A 20669-nucleotide genomic window follows, 5' to 3' on the forward strand; every position below is an offset into this window, starting at 1 on the left:
GCTTTTTCTTCTTCTCAGAAAATTCAGGCCGCCAGCATCGGTCCCTTTTCGACCCTCACGGTGACCAACATTTTGGAATCGGCCAGCAACAAGTTTTTGTTGATGCGTTTCTTCCTGCAGCAAGCAGCATGGCCGGAAATCTGCCGCGTTCGTTCATTGAACGACTTCAAGCCGACCAACCTCTACCGTCTGGATGAGAACATCGGGTACTTGAAAGTCGGGGCCGATGGTGAATTGAAATCTGCCACGCTGCAGGACAGCAAGCGAACGATCCAACCCGAAACCTATGGCCGCTTGATTGCCCTCAATCGGCAGAACATCCGCAATGATGATCTAAACGCTTTCCAACAGGTGTTGATCGGTTTGGCCGAAGGATCGGTCTGGCAGATTGAATCATCCGTGTTCACGCTGCTGTTGACCAATGCCATTCCAACCAGCATTCCCACCACCGCGAATGCGTTCTTCTCGGTGGCAAATGGTAACTATCAGACGTACACTCTAGGTTTGCATGGGCTTCGTGACGCAGAAACCCTCTTCAGGCGGCAAGTGTCCCCGTCGAAAAAACCGATCATGGTCAATCCGGACCGCCTGCTAGTCGGCACTAAGAATGCGTTGTTTGGCGCCCAACTGTTCGGGTCCGATCGTCTACTTGCAGGCGTAGATGTGAATGGCAGTCAGGTGTTCCAGCAAAATCCGTACAAGGATAAATATCGCGTTATTGTTTCGGCCTTCCTCGACAACACGGCTATCCTCACTCCGGAAGGCCACGCCATCCCCAACCAGTCCGATTTTATCTGGTTCCTGCTGGGTGACCCGGCTATCGGTGCCGTCATCGACTTAGGGTTTCTCGATGGAAGGTCAGTTCCTTATATCGAACAGGGACAGACTTCCTTCTCCACCCTCGGCATCCAATGGCGGGGTTACCACGACTTTGGGGTTGCACAGGGTGACCCGCAATATGGCGTGATGTCCAGCGGCACTGGAGGCAGCGGCTAATCGAATCTCCCGGCCGGCAATGGCCGGTGGAAGTGTTCTGTGGTGCCGGGAATGTCCAACCCCCGGTGCCACAGTTTTATTTTGGGATGCAACGATGCAAGGGATGGTAACCAATGTCAAGCTCGACCGTGGCTTTGGTTTCATCCTTACCGCAGACGGCCGCAGCATCTTTTTCCATCGTGACGATTTGGCGGAACTTCTTCCGTTCGACCAAACACTGGTTCATCGGAGGGTGGAGTTTGAAATACAGTCCACTCGCAAAGGCCCCAGAGCGGTAAAGATCAAACCCGTCCCCTGCGAGGCAGGCCATGCCCCAGCCCCAAGAATTCTATCTGCCCAGTCCCGATGAGATTGCCCGGGCCACGGCCGCATTGCGGCAAACATGGTCCGAAGCCGAACACCATCGCCGGGCCGGCATTGAACCCCGCCGGGTGGAAATCCGCCAAGCCCCCGATGCTGTACTGTCCACCGATCCGGACCCTCACGATTTCAAAAGCTAAAAAATTCCAAAGAATCCGTAGGGTGTACCTTCAATCCGAATCATTTCCTGCGGCTCTTAGACCCATTTGCGGTGCCTTGATTTCATATTCCCCGCCCTGAATCAAATTAAAGGAGGATGTATGCGGTTCGCCAAAAACATCTTTGTAGGTGACAGACCCAGACGCATAAATCGCCATTTTTTTACCGGCTCGCAATTTGGGCCGGTCAGAGGCATCAACCGGAATCTCTTGGTCAAGGTACGCCTCTTCACCTTCTGCCAACGCTGTCGGTACATCTTGCTTCAATGGCTGATCGCCTATCAATGGTGGATAGGGTCCAAGTTTGATATTGGCTTCTACAATTGTTTCATGCGAGGGAGTCCTGCCGGAGTTCTTAATGGTCAAGCGAATATTGATCGGACCGTTACCCTCGATGCCGGTCACTCGGCCTTTGACAAGCGATACGTATGCTCGCATTTCTTTTTTGGCAGAATCCCGGGCACTGTCTACAGCCTCTTTGGCAGAATCGGCGGCCCGTTCGGCCGTCCTGTTAGCGTCAGTCACCAAATTGGTTTGACGCCATGCGACCACGAAGAGCATTGCTGTGAAAAATGCAATCACAATGTCCGTTATCCTGCATTCCTGCAAAGATTTCCAAAACCAATTGTTGCGATCCTGATTTTCACTCTGGCGATAGGTGCCGGTAGCGGATTGGGATGCTGGGGCGCCTATGGGCTGCAAAACTTGCAAAGCGGGCTCAACGGGTTGGACTGCCTTCGTGTTATCTGTGCTGTCGGACTGCTCACTGTGTTGCCCTTCACTGTCTTTTTTTGTTTGAGGTGGTTGGCTTTCTCCCATATCAAAGCACCTGACGAGAACGACTGATATAGTTGCAAAGAGTGGTCAATTCCACAATTCAACAGTGTAATTGGTGCAATTTGTGATATGGAGGTAGCGTCTGCTTAATTGAATTCAGTAGTTTGGGCATTCGATTCCTACTCCATTTACAGTGGAACTGCCTCTGTAGTCCCGTCCTCACGGATTTTGAACCGCTTCAAATCTTCGTCGAATATAATAACCTCTGATGCGTCAAAGCCTTTCAGAATGAGTTCGGTACCTGTCTCTCCTTGTCCGGCTTTCGCATTTAATAAATTTCACGTTTTCCGTAGGGTATGCGGTCAACCTACCGAAGAAATCCCATTCCAGACTCGCAACGACTGATCCACTAGCTCTCGCAGTCGCTTTTCATCCGGTAGCGATGGCTGGTAAGGCAATCGGATTTCACCGATTGGCTTGGTCTCTTCCTCGAATGACACATAGGGCATCGCAGGAATCGACTTTGACAGTTGTAGAATCAGCTCGTTAATTTCCTTCAGCTTGCCCTCTTGCTTTTTTACTTCTGCACGTCCGCTTTTAGCTTTAGCACCGTACAGGTTTTCAGCCATTGCCTTGTCGCCGCGATTCTTCGCCTCGGATGCTAGATGCTCTTGTAAATGTATGTCGGCGGCCGTTTCAAATGTTACTCGCCAAACTGTGGCTTCCAGAGCTGTCCACGGGGCAAGCAATTGCCGCAGTTGTCTTTTAATCTCTTCAACGTCGGCCATCGCGTCACCTCCAGGCAATAAATTGTCCGGAACACACCGGGGGTATGTACCCCTGCGGGGGTCATTTTACACCCCTAAACGCCTCTTTTGCTACGGCCGGTTAGACATGAATAATCTGCCGAGAATTGCCGAGTGAAACCGCTTAGGATAGACGGCCGCCCCCTGCTACAATATGGGCAAAGGAGGCCAAGCCATGCGGGCGACAAACGCGGACGATTTCAAGCCCGGCGATTCCATCACTGTCACCAGCGGAACCTTTGAGGGTTTCACCGGGATAGTTGAAGGCTCAAAAGACGGCGACGTAACGATCATAATAACGATCTTTGGTCGTCCTACTCCAATCGTTGTTACACCTGAATTACTTAGGCTAAAAGGTGGCATGACCAAGACCCTGAAGTGCCGGGAATGTGACTAGCGGCTACAATACGGGGTATGAGGAACATCGCGATCATCGTGGCTGTTTATGCGGCATGGTTTTCTGTGCCTGTCGCCACATTCTTTGCCACTCGTCGCTTCGGCATCCTATCGCGACTCGTATTGGCAGCACTCTCTGCCATCATCGGAATGGTTGCCATTAGCTGCATCTTGCTTATGATTTTCGGCGACAACTAAATTGCCTCCAGAGTTTATGGGCAGAATTCAGAGTTTATGGGCAAACGCGACTTTATAGGCAAAGCCTCTACGACAGTGAACACCTGGACACAAAGCAAATCCGGTAGTCTACCGGATTCACATTCCACACTACAGCTATTCTTCGAGAAAAACAGCAATCGTGTGCAATGACTTGCAATCCCGATGTAAACAGTTAGAATCAGCGTTTCACTCGGAGAAAACGCTAGTTTCAGCGGGTCTTCCCGGATCGTCGACAAGCTTGGGGTCACAGGTTCGAGTCCTGTACCGCCCACTCGTTCCTGGATAGGTTGCAAACGTGCGCCGCGGGCGCAGGAGGGAGTGAAACATGTGGCGAAAATGGGCGCTGCTGGTTGTGTTGGCCGGTACATGTGGTTGTTTGGCGCTAGTCAACGGCTGTTCGGACCAGGGGGGCCAGTCGGTGACGGGCTTGCCCACGAAGAAATATAAAATCGCCGTGGTCCCCAAGGCCTCGACCCATGAATTTTGGAAATCGGTCCATGCCGGCGCGGAAGACGCCGCCCAAGAACTTGGCAACGTCGAAATTCTTTGGAAAGCGCCGGCCGAGGACGATAATCGAAACCAGCAGATCGATCTGGTGCAAGATTTTATCACCCGGGGCGTCGACGGCATTTGTCTGGCGCCGATCGATTCGCAAGCCTTGGTCAGTGTGGCGAAAGACGTAAAACAGGCGGGCATTCCGCTGGTGATTTTCGACAGTGGTTTGAACGACCCGAGCATGTACATTAGTTACGTGGCTACCGATAACGAAAACGGGGGCCGCCTGGCTGCCCGCGAAATGGGCAAGCGGCTGAACGGCAAAGGGAACGTGATTCTGCTGCGCTATAGCCCGGGGAGCGAAAGCACGGAAAATCGGGAACGGGGGTTTTTGGAAACCCTGCAGAAGGAATTGCCGGACATCAAAATTTTGTCGTCCGATCAATACGCCGGCACGTCCGAGCAATCGGCATTGGAGAAGGGGCAGCAACTGCTACTCAAGTACGGTAAAGACGTGAACGGCATTTTCGCCGTGAACGAAACCAGCGCCAGCGGCATGTTGCGGGCATTGGAAGAAGCCGGGCTGGCGGGTAAAGTGGTGTACTTAGGCTTTGATTCCAGCGGACGGATGGTAAAGGCCCTGCGCGACGGCGAAATGCAAGGTGTGGTGCTACAGGATCCCGTGAACATGGGGTACCAGTCGGTAAAGGCGATGGTCCAACAATTGCAGGGCCAACCGGTCGTCAAGCGCATTTCCACCGGCGAGGCCGTGGCCACGAAGGAAAACATGGACGACCCGCACATGCATAAGTTATTGAATCCCGAGCAACGGTAACGTGCGTGGCAGGGCCAGAGCGCGGCCATCAGCCACCAGCGATATGGGATGGAATGAAGTTGTCGGAGTTGCAGCCGGCGGTGCCATCGCTTGTTCTCACATCAGCAATCCTAAATCGCACATCCTACAGCCGCCATGTCGCTTGGGCCTGACACCGTTTTGAAAATGGAGAATGTCTCCAAGCGATTCGGCGCCACGCAAGCTTTGCGGGACGTGAACTTGGAGGTGCGCGCCGGCGAAGTGCTAGCGCTGATTGGCGAAAACGGCGCCGGCAAAAGCACACTGATGAAAATCTTGAGCGGCGCGCACTTGCCCGATACTGGCAGTATGACGCTGTTGAGCCGACCGTATGCGCCGCGGGGGCCTCAACAGGCGCGGCTGGCCGGCGTAGCGATGATTTACCAGGAGTTGAACCTGGCGCCGCATCTGAGCGTGGAAGACAACATTCTGTTGGGGCAGGAACGCTGCCGCTTGGGTTTACTCAACCGAAGCCAAGGTCGGACCGTGGCGCGCGAAGCGCTTCAGCGGCTGGGGCACGGGCAGCTCGATTTGCTATCGCCGGTCGGTCGGCTTTCCATCGGAATGCGGCAAGTAGTGGAAATCGCCCGGGCGTTGGCTTCGCGGACGCAAGTGATTGTGTTTGACGAGCCGACCAGTTCGTTGGCCCGCCACGACGTGCAGCAGTTGTTTCAAACCATTCGCAGCTTGCGCGCGGCCGGATTGGCGATTGTGTACATCAGCCATTTTCTGGAGGAAATACGCCAAATTTGCGATCGTTTTACCGTGCTGCGCGACGGCGCTTCGGTCGGCACGGGAGATGTCGCCGTTGCGACGGATGCCCAAATTGTCTCGATGATGGTCGGCCGGAGCGTGACGGAATTGTTTCCGAAAGTGCAGCATCAGCCGGGAGAGCCGATTTTGTCGCTAAACGGCCTGAGCGGCCGCCGCATCCCGCGCGAGGTTTCACTGCAACTGCGGCGGGGAGAGATTTTGGGAATTGCCGGCCTGGTGGGTGCTGGACGCACCGAATTATTGCGCACGTTGTTCGGCCTGGATCCGGTCCGATCGGGTAAAGTTCGGGTCGGTGCATTCACTCCGGCAGCCACGCCGCGCGCTCGCATCCAGGCAGGCCTGGGCTTGGTGAGCGAAGACCGCAAAGGGGAAGGACTCGCTCAAAATCGCTCCGTTGCCGACAATTTGACGTACAGCCGCCTGTCGCCTTACAGCCGTTGGGGTTGGCTCAATTTGCGCCGCCGCGATATGGCCGTAAACGATTGGATTACGCGGATGGCCATTAAAACCCGCGGTCCCCAGCAGGCGGTGACAGAACTTTCCGGCGGAACGCAGCAAAAAGTGGCCATCGCCAGGGTGCTGCACCAGCAGGCCGACGTGCTGCTGTTGGACGAGCCGACACGGGGCATCGACGTGGGAACAAAAGCGGAAATTTATCGGCTGATAGGCGAGGCGGCCGCCGCGGGCAAAGCCGTCATTTTCGTCAGTTCGTACCTGCCCGAATTGATGGCCACTTGCGATACGATTGGTGTGATGTCGCGCGGCAGACTGCGCGAAATTCGTCCCGTGGGCCAGTGGACCGAGGAAGCCGTATTGACCTCCGCCATTGGCGAAGAGACGGGTCAGGAGGAGGAAGCCGGTACACGATGAACGATCGCACATTCAAATCGCCGATGACTGCGCGCCGCCGCTGGTTTCAGCCGATGGTGGCATTGGCCCGGGCGCTCGCTGCCGTGGTGTGTGTGATTGCGCTGTTTGCGCTGGTCGACGTGGCCCTGCACGGCAAAGACGCCACTTTCTGGAGCAAGCAGAACCTGCAAGCGATTTCGTTTCAGAATGCCTTTGTGGCGATTGCGGCGCTGGGCATGCTGCTGATTATGATTGCCGGCGGCATCGATCTTTCGGCCGGCACTGCGCTGGCGCTGTGCGCCACCGTGCTGGCCTGGGGCCTGCGTGAAGACGTGGGCTTCCTGATTTCGCACGGCGAAAATGTGGCTTGGGCGGCCCGAAATCTGAAAACCGCCGACGAAACACTGCACGCCGCCCAGCGGAAGGCTGATGCAGCACAAGTGAAGGCGGTGCAGGCAAGCGTCGAATTGCGACGGGCGCGGCTCATAGAATTGCTGCAGATCAAACTGGACCAAATGCAAGCACAATGGCCACATGTGGATGAGGCGCAGCGGGACGATTTCGAAAAGCAATTGACCGAAGCAAAAGCCGGATTGACCACAGTGCAGGACACGAGCGCCGCGATCGAAGCTGATCCCACCTGGCTGCACGTCTTGCCCAACGCCGCCGCGTCTTGCTGGTTGGCGCTGGCGATGGGCATTGGCTGCGGCATGCTCTGCGGGCTGCTGAACGGACTGCTGATTGTGGTGCTCCGTTTGGTGCCCTTCATCGCCACGCTGGGAACGATGACCATTTACCTGGGACTGGCGAAACTTGCCGCCGACGAAACCACGGTGCGGCCCATGCCCACGCAGATTCCGGCATGGCTGGACGAGCTTTCTCACATCAGGCCCAACCCGGCCTGGCTGCAGGTTTCCAAAGTGGTGTGGCTGGCGCTGATTTTGGCGGCCATCATGGCCTGCGTGTTGCGGTACACGGTGTTCGGCCGGTATGTGTTTGCGCTGGGATCGAACGAATCGACAGCGCGGCTGTGCGGCATCAACGTGCCGCTGGTGAAAATCGCCGTTTACACGATTGCGGGGATGTTGGTCGGCATTGCGGCGATTTGTTTTTTTGTGCCGATGAGCTCGGGCAATCCGACATCGGGCACGGGCCTGGAATTGAAGTTTATTGCGGCCGTCGTGATTGGGGGTGGCAGTTTGAGCGGCGGGCGCGGCACCGTGCTGGGAATGCTGGCCGGCACGGCGATTATGGGGGTAATTGCCAGCGGCTGCACGCTGTTAGACCTGCGCAATCCAGTCCAAGATATTATTTTGGGCATGATTATCATCGCGGCGGTGACGATCGATCAACTTCGGCACCGGGCCACCTAACACCCTCATTCCATTTTGGCGATGGTGGTTTGCACTAGCTCAGTGATATTCGGCAGGCGGCGCAAATCGGCGGCCAAGCGCGGGTGAACGAAAATGCGGGCCCGCTTCACATAATCGTCGAATTGGCTGGTGGTCAGTGTTTGCACCACCGGCGAAACTTCCGCCAGCGGGCGGTAGCGCCGCTCCTTGGGGAAATAAATGTCGACGTGAAATTCCATTTCGGGCTTCATGGGGGGAGAATCGAACAGCACTTCGTGCGGTGCAATTCGCCGGCCCAACGCCGTGCTGGCCACCGCGGCAAATTGCTCCGCACACTGAGCCAGCCACGGATAGGGGCGCCGCGCCAGTTGATCGTACAAGCCGCGTTCCTGAAAAAAGCTGTACTGTGCCAAGCGTTTGTAGAGTCGGCGGGCGGGACCGAACAAGCCGTCGAGCAAATCTCCGGCGGGACCGCTGGCCCCGGCACACCGCAGCTCTTCGATCAGCAGCCCATCAGTCAGGCGAAACAGCCCATCCAAATCGAGCGACGAATGGAGCAAGTAGAAGGCCCGTTGCAACATGGCCGTGGCCGAGCGGACCGCGTGGTGCCAATACACTTCGCTGAACATGATGTAGCGCGCAAAAATCAACATTTCGGCGGCGGTTTTGCCTTTATCGGTCAGCGCCAGCGCATCGCCGGCCTCGTTCAAGCACAGGCTGGCGATGAGCCGCTGCTGATCAAAGTGCCGGCCGTAAGGCACGCCAGCGTGCAGACTGTCGCGCTGCAAATAATCCATCTTGTCGATGTCGATGGGACCCGACAGCAGGCTGGTGAGAATTCGGGACCGCAGATCACGGGGTTTTTCTGAGAGCAACGCCACGACGTCGCGCGGGCTGATGTTCCATTCGTCGCGCAGCACGTCGGCAATTTCCCCCTCCAGCAGGAAGCTGTTGGCAAACATTTCGTGATGCGGCACACTGGCCAGCCGCAGATCTTCGATGGGATGGCAAAACGGCCAATGCCCCAAATCGTGCAACAGTGCAGCAACCAGGAACAACTCGGCATCGACGGGTGAAATCGCCGCGGTAAAGCGCTCGTCGTACGACAACTGCTGCAGATACACAAGCGCCAGCCGATACACGCCCAGCGAATGCTCGAAGCGCGTATGCCGAGCCGCCGGGTAAACTTGCCCCACCAAACCCACCTGGCTAACGTGCGCCAAGCGGCGAAATTCCGGCGTGTCTATCAGATGGCGAACGCGATCGGTCAGGGGAACATCGAGTTCCGGCGGAATGCGCACCAGCGAACGCCTCGCGGAAAGGCCGGCCAGCTCAGGAATATCGCGGAGGGAAGTCACGAAATAAAATTCTGGGTTCAGGATGGAGGGTTCAGGGTTCAGTGAGAAAAAGTGAAAATGATGGATTCGAAATGATTACAGCGCGGGCAAACCCATCGTCAGCCGCAATAATACACAGACGCCGACGTATAAACAGTAATGAAAAAAACCGTTGCCGGCGTCTAAATCAAGGCTTAGCACGGCGGAAAGCGTGCCGATTGCCAGCAGCGGGCCAACCAAAAACAGCGTGCTCCAACTTTCCAACGGAGCAGCGTTGGGAAGAAACCAATGCTTGAGCCCCCACAACACGCCCCACAAAACGACATAAACCGCAGCACAAATAGCCGCCCGGGCTGCCAATTCTCGCCCCTGGTAAGGCTCAAGTTCTTGATCTCTTAGAAATGTGTATCCACCCACGACAAGCGGCGGCGCCAAGGCCAGAGCGCCCAGCAGCAGCACCCAAGGGGACGATTTCCAGGCGGTATTTCGCAATGCGAACGCCAGGGCAAAGACCAACGCGGCTGCTGCAATTACGCCAACAACCAGCGCGGGCTGTAACGCTGTTTCGACCCGCGGCAACGGCTTGACCGGAAGCTTAATTCCGGGTGCCTCCGCGGCGGCTGAGTTTTCGTCCGAGTCCGGCTCCTCGATTTTCAAAATATCTTCCAGCCTGGGTACAGTAAGCATGGCTTTGCATTTGGGACACCGTCCTTGTTTGCCGGCATATTTTTCCTTCACTTGGAGGCGCGCTTTGCAATGAGGGCAGATAACGACAATCGCCATACAGCGTTAAACCGGTAAATTTTCGAAGCGGGATGGCAATCTGTAGTGTCGACTTCGGTATTTGCCAAGTCAAGCAGCCGGAGGAAGCGCGATGATACTTTCAAATGGATCCCGCCAGGCTGGCAAATGACGAATGACCAAACCCCAATGACCAAAAAATCCAAAACATTGGTCATTGGTGCTTGGGCCTTGGTCATTCCTACTTGGTCATTGGTCCTTCGAAGTGTGCCGGTTGGGTAAACTGCATTACCGTCCGCCGGTTAAAAACTCGACAGATTTTGTTGTACCGCCGCCAGGCTTGGGATACGATTGAGGTAGCCCGTTTTGCCACGCAGTTTTCATCTGGCGATTGCCGCGGCAGTCGCTTGTTTCATCGTCGGTGTATGAATGGCGCTCGATTTTTTTTGCCCCAACGGACACCGCATTACCTGCCCGGAAGATCGCGCCGGCCGCGAAGCCAAATGTCCCCGGTGCGGCGTGGCCTTGCGGGTCCCGTCTGCCAGCGGCGCCACGGCCCAAGCGGTGGGCAACCCTGTGGGAAGCGCACCAAGCGGCGGCCCGGCAATCGCCACGGAGACGGCCGGGCGCCATGAACCTGCGGCCTCCGGGCCGGAGGAAATTGCCTTCCTTTGCCCGAATGGACATCGTTTGCATGGACCAGCTCGATTGCAAGGCCAGGCCGGGCAGTGTCCGCATTGCGGGGCGCGGTTCCTGGTGCCGGTGCTCGCCGAAATGGAACAAGTGGAGGAGGTCGATTTAACCGACTTGCCCGATGAGGACGACCGCCCTTTGCAAAGCGTCGACGATGTGCCGCCGCCAGCGACCGGACAAGTGCATCCTTTGTGCAAGCTGCTGCGCAAGCTGTGGGAAGAGCGGGAGCGCGGCGCAGTCATCGAGCTGCACCTGGAAGGGGGCACCATACTGTTGCCCGATTGGTTCGACAGCAATCAATCGCGGAATTCGCACGGGCTGTTTGCCGCGCAGGCCGCCGACGGCACCGTCACCATGACCATCGTGGCCTGGAACACCGTGTTGCGCGTGGTGGTGCGCAACGTGGAAGGCCTGCCCGAAGGGATGTTTGAGTAACGAGACTTGTCAGTGGTCGGTGGGACGCGGCCAACACCGACCTAGTGCGATACGGCACAGCTATTTTTTCTCGCCGCCGGGGAGTTTGCCGGCCTTGATTAAATCGCCATAGGTGGGCGATTTGGAATCGTTGGGATCGACGTGCTCGTCGGCCACCTTCTTCAAGGCATCGTCAATTTTCGATTTATCGGTTTCGCCTTTGAAATCGGCGGGGGCGTCGGCCGGCTTCAGAATACTAGCGAGCGCTTTTCCGTAATCGTTACGGTTCTTTTTGCTTTCGCCTTCGTGGCAAACCCCGCAGCGGGCACTCTTGACCGCATCGGCAAAGGCTTTGTCGTCGGGGCTGGTGCTGTCTGCTTTCACGTAGAGTTTCTTAAATTCGCCGAAGTACTGCGGCCGAGAGCGGGCCGTGCCAACGATTCCCAAAAATGTCGAACCGGTCACGACCACCGCAAACAACACGACAACAAGCTTTTTCATGCTCAACGTCTCCTGGTGGGATGAAATGCTGCGGGATGGATTACTTTCGACCACACGGGTGTCCAATTATAGAGTGCGCTGACCGGCCGTTGTCAAGCAGATTCGTTGCCGGCGCGCGAAAGTTTGCCGATTATGACGATGGGGCGGCAGATTGATTGGCCGGCAGGCGCCATTGCTGCGGTTTTACAGAAAGTTTTCGCAACCACGAATGGGCCATTCAACCCCCGGTAGAACCGGGGACAACCGGACCCGGCGGCGAGAGAACATTTGCGGGCGATGCATTGGCCGGAGGTAAGTTCCCTGAGGGGATGGCATCCGCCGGCGCTTTTTTTCCGGCTGCGCCGGCCGGCGTGTCGGTTGACGCTGATGTACCAGGCGCTGCTGCAGCGGGGGGAGCAGTAACCGCCGCGGGTGTAACCGGCGCTAGGGAAGTTGTGAGCGGCGGCGTGGAGGGAGGTTCTGTTTGTTGGTCGGGCTGTTTGATCTGCTCCGGCGGCTTGGTCGACTCCGGCTGGTCGGGCTGTTCGTTTTCCACCGCGATGGGACGCAATGGCGGCGGGGCGGCATGGCCGGCTTCGTGTGACCAGACCAAATCCAACACAGCCACCAAAATTACCAGCAGCGCCAACGGCGCCGCCCATGGCAGATGACGTTCCCAAAGCTTGAGGGGCGCTTGATCGGGCGCAAGCCACACCACGCTGGTGGTGGCGGTCGCCGGGAGACCGTGGCGCTGGGCGAAGGCCGCCAAATCGGCCACCAATTCCGCTGGCGTGGCATAGCGCTTCTCCGGCGACTTGGCCAGCATGCGCTCCATGATTCGGAGCAGGTCATCGGGCAACTCAGGGCGAAACTGGCGCGGATCGGGGGGCTCGTCCCCCTGGTGCTGCAGCAGCTTTTGCAACACCGTTCCCTCGGGAAACGGCGGCTGGCCGGTCAGCATGAAGTACAACGTGCAGCCCAGGGAATAAATGTCGCTGCGCACGTCGGCGCTGCGTGGATCGCGGGCTTGCTCCGGCGAAATATAATCGAACGTGCCCAGCGTTACGCCGCTGGCGGTGAGATCGTCGCCTTCGGTCTCGACGTGATGTAGCCGGGCCAGGCCCATATCGACCAGCTTGGCGCGGCCATCGGGGGTAATGAGCACGTTGGAGGGCTTGATGTCGCGGTGCACCACGTCGCGGCTGCTGGCGTGGACCAGGGCGTCGGCAATTTGCAGTGTGTAACTGACGGCTTCGGCCAGCGGCAACGGGCCCTGTTCGTTCACCTGGTCGCGCAGATTGGCGCCTTCGATAAACTCGAACACGATGTAATGCCAGCCACGATCTTCGCCGACGTAATGGACACGGCTGATGTTTTCGTGATCGAGCCGGGCGGCCGATTGGGCCTCGTTTTGAAAGCGGCGCAGGACTTCTTCATCGCCCGATTGCTCCTGCGACAGCACTTTGACAGCCACAGTGCGGTTGAGCATGGTGTCGATGGCCTTGAAGACGGCCCCCATGCCACCGCCGATGTATTCCAGCAGCTCGAAATGACCGAGGCTTTCTCCTTCCAGCAGGCGGCCCATATCGCGGGGGTGCAAGCCGGCCAAGGGATATTGCGCCAACACCGGCGATTTGGTGATGACCGTGGGCTGCGTTTCCAAGGGCTTTTGATCGGCCTGGCCAGCGGCAGCTTCCGCGGATGCAGAGGAAGCCTTGTCCGCAGGGCGCTGCTGGTCAGGAAGTTGGCTGCTTTCGGAATGGCTGGGCATAAATGCTCGTTCGGGTGGTGGGATAATTTGAGATTCCGAGAGCCACTTTTTCCGACTGACACAGTCGGGCTATGTTCAAATTGGCCCACTACCCTCGTTCGCCGAAGATTGACAACCTTCGTGATTTTTCGAAAACGGAGAAAACGGTAAAAAACGGTTGAAAACGGAGCGGGAAACGGCAAAAAACCGTCAAGAAAGGGGGTCGGCTATGTCCCGCGGCAACTGGGCGACTCGCTCGGGCAAGCCGGCTATTATATGATCATATGTTCAGACTGAGAAAAGCTTTGCCCAAAAAGTCCTTTGCATGCACAAATGCTTGCGACTGCAACGTCAGACCGCTTCCCGATTTAGTGGCTTGACATGATTTATTGGGCAAAGCCGACTGAGAAACGATTATGCCAAATCGTAAACGTATCGGCAAGATGCGAATTGGGCCACAGGCGTGAAACCCACTTTTGAAAACGAAAGCAATCGTCATGCAGTGCCTCGAAACGCTTACTCGATGAACCTTTTCAATACCACGGTTTTGTCCGAGTTCAGATCGAGCCCGCGCTCGAAGCCGACGGGAATGCTGCGGTCGATCATGTAAAATCCGCGGTGGCGCTCGATTTCGCCTGTATCGGCCTTCAATTCCTGGCCGAGTTGGTAACCGTCGGGATGGGCCGTGTCGAACACTTGCGGCCCGGCGGTGTTGGCCACGCCGGTGGTCGTGTTAACGCCGTACCAAGGGGTGACTTCAAAATACCCGACGGTAATCCAGACCGCAAACACATTGCTGCGGGTGGTGAGCTTGCCGGCCAAATGATCCAATGACTGATTATAGAAATATGCATTACGACTGGCGTTATTGTAATCGGCCGAAGGTAATGTGCCGTCCAGCAGTGGCGCTGTGCCCGCTGCATTGCTCCGGTAAATGGTTGCCTGCGTTGGAATTTGCGTCGAGCTTGCAAGCGGCACCATATCGTATCCTGCGGCGGAACGGAACGGATTGGAGAAGATTGATGGATATTTTCCCGTTGAGTCGAAAGCATACGGAGTAGCGGAAGGGTAACCTTGTCGGCTGGAGACCATATCGGTAAACGTCGGACCCGTAGCCACGTTGCCCGCCACGCTCGGATCGCCGCCAATAATGGCATTCCAGACGTGGCTTTTGAGCTGTCCGGAGGAATTAAATCCGCCGGCAATGGTGTTGATGTTGACGCGGCCTGGATCGCGATAATTGGAAAGCAGGTTGAACGGCGGATGGAGTCCGGCGGTGCCGATAGGTTCTGTTCCGGTTGAAGTGCTGGATGTTTCGCCTGGAATGCCCGCAGTAGTCGACCACCAGTTTCCTTGGAAGGTTTGCGGATTGAGCACTGTGTCTGTGCCGACAAACGGCGAGGGGACGCGCAGGTATTCAAAGATTTGCGCCAAGTTAATGGCGTTTGCGGAATTATTGGACGAGCTGAAAAAGTTCAACAGATGCGAAAACGGCGCGAGCCAAGACGCGGTCGAAGTGCTGCCGTACGGGCTAACGGCTGTTGCCGCTAAGCTGAATTCGTGCAATAGCCGGCCCGGGTGCGAGGCGGGCACGAGCATTAGTTCCGCAATGTTGGCGTAGGGCCGGTTGTTCCAGGTGAGCCAGGGGAAAGGCTTTTGCGGATCGCCAATGTAAACCTGAGAAAACGGTTGGTTTTGTACATTCTTTCCAGTAAGGCCTGACGTTTGTGATGCCGTTAAGGGCGGGCCGAAATAGGCGTTCACAAAACCAAACGAGTGCACGCCTTTGCGTGGGCTGCTGGGATCGTTGGGATCGTAAGGCGCTAGATTGGTTAACGAGGGACTGGAACCATCGTTGAAATACTTGAGTTGGTGAGGAAACACCATGGTCGCGGCCGATGTATCGCTTGACGGCGGATTCGGCGTGGGAGGCGGGTCATCGAACGCTTTATTCTTTAACTCTTGCTGCATCCAGAGATTGAAATCGGAAGTGTAATTGGGCCCTGCGCCGCTCAGTTGACCGTTGCGCTGCCGGGCGGCAAAACGGACCGAGCCGCTTGGATTGGCATCGTCCGGATCGGTCGAGTTCGCAGTTGTTTGCCCGTTGAACACGGTCAAATCGATCGGCATCCAATCGACCGTAAGATACGGATTGGTCAATTTGTTGTACGGCGCCAACGGATTGGCCAAGCGTTGCAGCAGGACGGTTTTGTAATTCAAGTAAGTTCCCGTGCTCAGCTTGTTGTTCGCCGTGGGGGGCATGTGATTGATCAGCCGGCCGGCTTTGGCGGCATCGCTGTCTTCGGGCTGATCGAGGAATTTAAGACCGGTCATGCTGGGGTCTTTTTCGTTGAGCGGGGCATAGCAATCGGTGACGGCAACTTCGCTATCGAACGCGCCGCGCTGCGCCGTGGGCTCCTGATAGTAATCGGCGCCGGGCAACGGCTCGGAAACGCTGATGCCGACGCCGTATTTTTTGAGCGTGCTGGGATTGAACGTATCGAGCCGGGCAGCCGGCGAGGAGTTGCTGCTCCAGCCGCTGTTCCACGGCGTGCCGGTGGTGCCAGATAAATCTGCCGCAGCAATCATGGCCAGCGGTTGCTGGATCATCGTGTTGTCAGGATAGTTGGTGATGGCCGTGGAAGCGCCGGTCGAAGCGCCGCCGCTTTGATGATCGGTGAACGTCACGCCGCCGAGGCCGGGGAGCAGCACAATTTTTGCCCGCGCGGGCTGGAAACCGGGGTCTTCGTAAAAATCGGCGCTGGAGGGTGAGTCTGGAATGTTGGTCCAGCCGATGCGCGTGATTTCGCGCGGACCGACGACGGCGTATTGACCTAACCCGAGTAAAGCAGTGCCGCCCTGCCGATAATAGATTTGATTGGGGTTGACATCGTACATGGCGCTGGGCGGAGAGCTGTTGGGACTGGGCGGTTGTTGGTCGGTAAACCAGACGACGCGATCAATTTTGGCCGGTTTCACCGGACCACCGACCGCTTTATCTTCTCGGGCGATCAAGCTGGCGGGAGTGCTGGCGGTGTCGCCGGTGTCGTACGAATAAAAGTCGGTGTATTTGCTGCTTTGCGATTGGACGTCGTTAGGAGTATCGCCGCCAGAGTCGGGCGTTTGGTTGGCATCGGGCCCGGTAATGGCCAAACGCCATACGGGATACGCCGCGCCGCTGGAATCGGCCGGGGCCATTTTGCCTAAATCCAACATCCATTGACCGGTGCTGTTGTCGTACAAATCGCCCGACTGCTGCGGCTGATTCGGGTTGCCCGTGGAGTACAACTCGAAGAAGGCGGAGCCTTGCGGAATGCGAACCTGATCGAAGGTGGGGTCGGGATTGGGCATGTCGGTTGTCAGTTTTCCCGAACCGTTGTCGAATGTGGAATCTTTGACGCGGCGGTCATGGAAGGCGAGGGTTTCGGTCAGGAGCAGCTCAGGGCGCTCGCAGCCCCAGACCAGACGCCGCCAGGGATGAGTGGTTTGGTCGTCGTCGGCGCTCAGCGTGCCTGTGCCGTCGTCGAGGATGCCGTCGACTTCCCAGGTGAGCCCGGGATGGCCTGTCGGATCGTCGTTCGTAAACGGATTCATGTCATATTCGAACGGAGTCATGATGTTGTCGGGGTCCATGAAATCGACCACATTGACGGCCCATTGGGCGATGCGGCGGATGGCCAGCTCCTTCATTTCCGAATCGGGCAGATTGTAATTGGGGAACCACCAGTTATAGGTGAGGGCATTGTCGTCGATCATGAGCCGGGCCAAGACGTATAAATGGCGGGCCAAGAGTTGGCGAGCCAGAAGTTGATCGGTGGCATCGACCTTGCCGTCACCGTTCACGTCGACGCCGTTCACCAAATCGAGCGCGGGCGGAGGGGGCATAATGGCGGCCAGGGAGGGATCGAGCCAGGACCAGGGATTGGCCGAAGCGCTTTTTCCTTCCGTGTTAAGTTCCGCGCTGGTGGGCTCGTCGACCGTGTTGTTATCGCCGTAGTTATTGCCCGCGGCCAAAAGTCGATTGGCCGCGGTACTGGTGTTGCCATCGCGGCCGTCGCCCAAAGGGCGATTCACGTTCATCCGCAGGCCGGCAATCAATTCCGGCGACAACAAGCGGCGAATGTTGGCGCTTACCTGTGCGGCAGTCATGCTGGGATTTTCCTGCAGCAAGCGGGCCGTCAGCAATTCGACGATGTTGGTGGCAAACTTGCGGCCGTACAGGGTGGCCAACTGGCTGCGTAAATAATCGGGCGCGATGACGCCGGGGCTGGGGGGATCCCAACTTTCGGTGGTGACGACATGCTCGCGCACCGTGGCTTGCGTGAGCGTGGTGTTGCTGGCGGCCAGCAAGGCCGTGCCGGAAAGCTGCCACAGCCGGCTCGGGAGATCGGGGCTGTCTTCGTCGTTGGGCCGCAGCAGATGCTCCAGCTCGTGCACGGTGAACGGACTATCGTAGCCGGAGCCTTCCATCGACAAGTTCAAGTTGTACGGGCAGTTTACTAATTCATTGGTCCAACTGGGCTTCCAGAACAGCGGCTGGCCGCGGAAATCTAACCCAACGGCCATGCGGCCCCATAAATCGCCGGGGCTGCCGAAGGAAGAAAACGGCGTCATGGTCAGATCGTTGGTCCACTGAAAATGCTCGACCAGGCCCAGCGGATCTGAGACGCCCGTTTGACCGGCCTCGGCTGTGCCGATGGGCTCTGAAGCGGCCAGCTCGTTGGAAGCGCCGTAGCGGCCCGGGTACGCCTGGCCATTGACTGTTCCGCCATGCAGCAGGTTGCTGATTTGGGCGGTGGCAAAGCCGGCGGCGGACAAATCGACATCGGCCGGGCCATTGCCTTCGCCGCGGGGAAGCGAAATGGTTTGAGCCGAGCCGGCGTACGGCCCGGTGATTTGCTGCGTGTGCGTGGCGGCAATTTGCTCCGTGGCGCCGGCGGCGTTGAGATTCAGCCGGCCGTCCAAATCGACGCACAAAATGGCGAACAGGGGCTTGTACATGCGCCCGTCGGATGTGGTTTGCACCGGGTAACCCAGGTCGAGCCAAACGCTGTCGGCGACGCCGTCGCCGTCGTTGTCGACATCCCAGGGGCAGGGCGTGCCCGACGATGGATTCCAGGCGATGTTGTTGGCAAAGTTTGCGGCGCTGAGGTAGCTGTTGCTGCCGGTGAAGTTCGGATGGTCAATCGGATTGGGCCGCAACATGATCCGCTCGAGAATGTACTGCCCGTCGGTCAGCTTCTCTCCAGTTTTGGGGTCCGTATAGTTGCCAAAATAAGTCTGATTATCCCAATTTGTCCAACCGCTTCCACCAAAAGTTGCTGTTTGCGCCATCCTATTGCGCCAATAATTAATTAGGTCGGGACGGTGGAACGATGGAAGTATGATTTGGGGCAAGCCATTAGCGCCAATGACTGACCAGGACATGAACATGTGCTGATAGTCAGGGGCATCGTAATCAGTATTGCCACCGCCGAGGCCACCGAAAGGGCCACCTGCGCTGCTATTGTAATAGTCGCTGGCGGCAAATTGTGTCGGATTATAAAAGAGAGGATTTGGTAGAAGCGCAAATTCCTTGCCCGGCGCTTGGATGCCTGGTTCTGGACTTGGGAATGCCGCATCGCCATCTCTAGCGAACAGCGGCCCATCCTTCGTGTCAGATGTGCTGTAATTCGGTTTAAATCCAAAGCCGGTGCCTGAGAATGCGCGACCGTTGATGATGAAGTTGTCGTTGCTGGACGGGGCCATATTGCCGCTGTTGCCCTTAAATGCCAGCACGTGGAACACAGGATTGCTGGCATTGGTCGCATCGTAGCGAACAATGCGGGAACTTAATCCGGCTGCCTGGCCGCTAGTCATGGTGATGACGCAGCCGTCGAGGTAGCCGTCGGTTTTGAGCGAAGTATTTAGCAGGTCGTTCAGTGATGTCGCGTTATAGAAACTGGAATCGACAGGCTGCGGATTGGTGGCCGTGAATTCCAGGATTTGGTCGGATGCCGGATCGGTCGATGTGGACGGATTGCGCGTGGCGTTTCCATTGGGATCGATTGCGTTCACGACGCCGGTGATTCCGTACGGTCCATACATGTGCTCGAGCAAGCTGTGCGGATAGAGCGGGGTGTTTTTGCTGGTGGAGCCGACGAGCAGTTGCCGCAGGGCGCCGTCGAGCTCTTGCGTGGGCGGGTCGGTGGTGAGCTCCTTGGTGGCCAGTGCCTTGTTCGACGACAATTCGCGGGTGGCCACCAGCACATAGGTGACGGCCATCATCACGAACAACACCAGCAGAATGAGAATGACCAACAGCAGCACGCCGCGGCGGGCGGAAGCAGGGTGCAGGGCGCAGGGGACAGGGCGCAGAATGCTGCGGGCGGCGGGCGGCCGGTGGTGATTACTGGATTGTGCGTGGCGAGTTAACATCGTTAAACCTTTTGCTATTTCACCGTCGCCCCTGGCCCCTGCTTGTCAATTCCCGTCGGTACGCCCCGCCGAGCAAGCTCGGCGGCTTACTTTCAACAAAATGCAACATTCAAACCGCTTGAGCGCGACCAACGGTCGCGGCTTTGTATTTTATTGACTCCACTCCGATGACGCTGCGTTCAAATGAATGACGCGCTGATAGACCCCGACCACCCCGTCGATCAGGACGGCATACGTGTTGTAATTTTGCGATGCAGACGGAACGGCCGACGGCCACGTGATCGTGTTAGGCAAAGGCGGCTGCTTCGAAGCGGGATTGGCCGCGGCCGCGGCGAGGGGATCGGCCTCCCAATCGGGCCCAGCCAGCGTGATTTCGCGCGTGTAGCCGGTTTGCGGCGCCGTGGCAGGGACGGTATCGCCGACAGCGACCACGCGGTACCACTTGGTTTCGACCCACGGAGAGTAAGTGCCATCGGAATTGGCGTGCGGCAAATAGCGGCAAAGCATGATCCATTGATTGGGCTGCACCATGCCCAGCCGGCCGGTGGCGTTGAGCGTGGCGTTGCTGTCGGTGAGCGTGAACTCGCCGCCGCCGGTGTTGATGGTGGAATCTTGCGTGGCCGGGCTCGAAGGGTTGACCGTGGGCCAATGGACCTGCACCATTTCTTCCTGGCCTTGCTGGTCGGTGGCGGGCGCCGGCGAAATCATGAGACGCCGATTCAAAATTACGATGGACAGCGTGCATGGCGTGGCGGAGGCCGGATTGAGTTGGTCGGGCGAAATGGGGGCGAGCATGGCCAAC

At 57.4% G+C, this 20669-nt stretch carries 16 protein-coding genes; 7 read left to right on the forward strand and 9 right to left on the reverse strand.

Annotation, left to right across the window (positions count from 1 at the left end; translation table 11 throughout):
• Positions 1-996: hypothetical protein (locus tag VMJ32_08625; GenBank protein HTQ39080.1), on the forward strand; the 996-nt coding region annotated here is incomplete at its 5' end.
• 76 nt (positions 997-1072) lie between these two features.
• Here VMJ32_08625 and VMJ32_08630 read toward each other — a convergent pair.
• Entirely contained in the window at positions 1073-1222 is a 150-nt protein-coding gene (locus VMJ32_08630) for a hypothetical protein (GenBank protein HTQ39081.1), read from the reverse strand.
• Positions 1223-1304: 82 nt separating this feature from the next.
• On the opposite strand from VMJ32_08630, the gene VMJ32_08635 reads away from it, so the two are divergent.
• Positions 1305-1496: a hypothetical protein gene (locus VMJ32_08635; GenBank protein HTQ39082.1), complete on the forward strand. Its 192-nt coding sequence runs from the start codon at positions 1305-1307 to the stop codon at positions 1494-1496.
• Positions 1497-1526: 30 nt separating this feature from the next.
• Here the strand turns inward: VMJ32_08635 and VMJ32_08640 are convergent, their stop codons facing one another.
• The gene (locus VMJ32_08640) at positions 1527-2333 is read right to left on the reverse strand and encodes a hypothetical protein (protein HTQ39083.1); all 807 of its coding nucleotides are present in this window, start codon (positions 2331-2333) and stop codon (positions 1527-1529) included.
• 320 nt (positions 2334-2653) lie between these two features.
• Positions 2654-3079 (reverse strand): hypothetical protein, encoded by a 426-nt coding sequence (locus VMJ32_08645; GenBank protein HTQ39084.1) that lies wholly within the window; start codon positions 3077-3079, stop codon positions 2654-2656.
• A 193-nt stretch (positions 3080-3272) separates the two neighbouring features.
• Here VMJ32_08645 and VMJ32_08650 point away from each other — a divergent pair, with 193 nt between their 5' ends.
• The 4 genes from VMJ32_08650 (at position 3273) to VMJ32_08665 (ending at position 8056) form a co-directional block, all read left to right on the forward strand.
• Positions 3273-3494: a KOW motif-containing protein gene (locus VMJ32_08650; GenBank protein ID HTQ39085.1), complete on the forward strand. Its 222-nt coding sequence runs from the start codon at positions 3273-3275 to the stop codon at positions 3492-3494.
• Between the two features lie 543 nt (positions 3495-4037).
• Positions 4038-5042 carry a substrate-binding domain-containing protein gene (locus tag VMJ32_08655; protein ID HTQ39086.1) on the forward strand — a complete coding sequence of 335 codons (1005 nt, stop codon included), beginning with the start codon at positions 4038-4040 and terminating at the stop codon, positions 5040-5042.
• A gap of 135 nt (positions 5043-5177) precedes the next feature.
• Positions 5178-6704, forward strand: coding sequence for a sugar ABC transporter ATP-binding protein (locus VMJ32_08660; protein HTQ39087.1), 1527 nt, complete (start codon positions 5178-5180; stop codon positions 6702-6704).
• Positions 6701-8056 carry an ABC transporter permease gene (locus tag VMJ32_08665; protein HTQ39088.1) on the forward strand — a complete coding sequence of 452 codons (1356 nt, stop codon included), beginning with the start codon at positions 6701-6703 and terminating at the stop codon, positions 8054-8056. Before VMJ32_08660 ends, VMJ32_08665 begins: the two co-directional genes overlap by 4 nt.
• A gap of 5 nt (positions 8057-8061) precedes the next feature.
• Here the strand turns inward: VMJ32_08665 and VMJ32_08670 are convergent, their stop codons facing one another.
• Together VMJ32_08670 and VMJ32_08675 are read right to left on the reverse strand one after the other, a co-directional pair.
• Positions 8062-9393 carry an HD domain-containing protein gene (locus VMJ32_08670; protein ID HTQ39089.1) on the reverse strand — a complete coding sequence of 444 codons (1332 nt, stop codon included), beginning with the start codon at positions 9391-9393 and terminating at the stop codon, positions 8062-8064.
• Between the two features lie 75 nt (positions 9394-9468).
• Positions 9469-10059, reverse strand: coding sequence for a hypothetical protein (locus VMJ32_08675; GenBank protein ID HTQ39090.1), 591 nt, complete (start codon positions 10057-10059; stop codon positions 9469-9471).
• Between the two features lie 483 nt (positions 10060-10542).
• Between VMJ32_08675 and VMJ32_08680 the strand changes: the two genes are divergently transcribed.
• On the forward strand, positions 10543-11241 hold the full coding sequence (locus tag VMJ32_08680; protein ID HTQ39091.1) for a hypothetical protein: 699 nt from the start codon (positions 10543-10545) through the stop codon (positions 11239-11241).
• A 60-nt stretch (positions 11242-11301) separates the two neighbouring features.
• Here VMJ32_08680 and VMJ32_08685 read toward each other — a convergent pair whose 3' ends face one another.
• The 4 genes from VMJ32_08685 to VMJ32_08700 form a co-directional block, all read right to left on the reverse strand.
• On the reverse strand, positions 11302-11721 hold the full coding sequence (locus VMJ32_08685) for a hypothetical protein (protein HTQ39092.1): 420 nt from the start codon (positions 11719-11721) through the stop codon (positions 11302-11304).
• Between the two features lie 217 nt (positions 11722-11938).
• A complete protein-coding gene (locus VMJ32_08690) occupies positions 11939-13471 on the reverse strand; it encodes a serine/threonine-protein kinase (GenBank protein ID HTQ39093.1) in 1533 nt (510 codons plus the stop codon).
• A gap of 495 nt (positions 13472-13966) precedes the next feature.
• Positions 13967-19867, reverse strand: a complete 5901-nt coding sequence (locus VMJ32_08695) for a hypothetical protein (protein ID HTQ39094.1) — start codon at positions 19865-19867, stop codon at positions 13967-13969.
• A 150-nt stretch (positions 19868-20017) separates the two neighbouring features.
• On the reverse strand, positions 20018-20669 hold a 652-nt coding region (locus VMJ32_08700), incomplete at its 5' end, for a hypothetical protein (protein ID HTQ39095.1).

This window comes from Pirellulales bacterium (genome assembly GCA_035499655.1).
In the GTDB taxonomy this organism is placed as follows: Bacteria; Planctomycetota; Planctomycetia; order Pirellulales; family JADZDJ01; genus DATJYL01.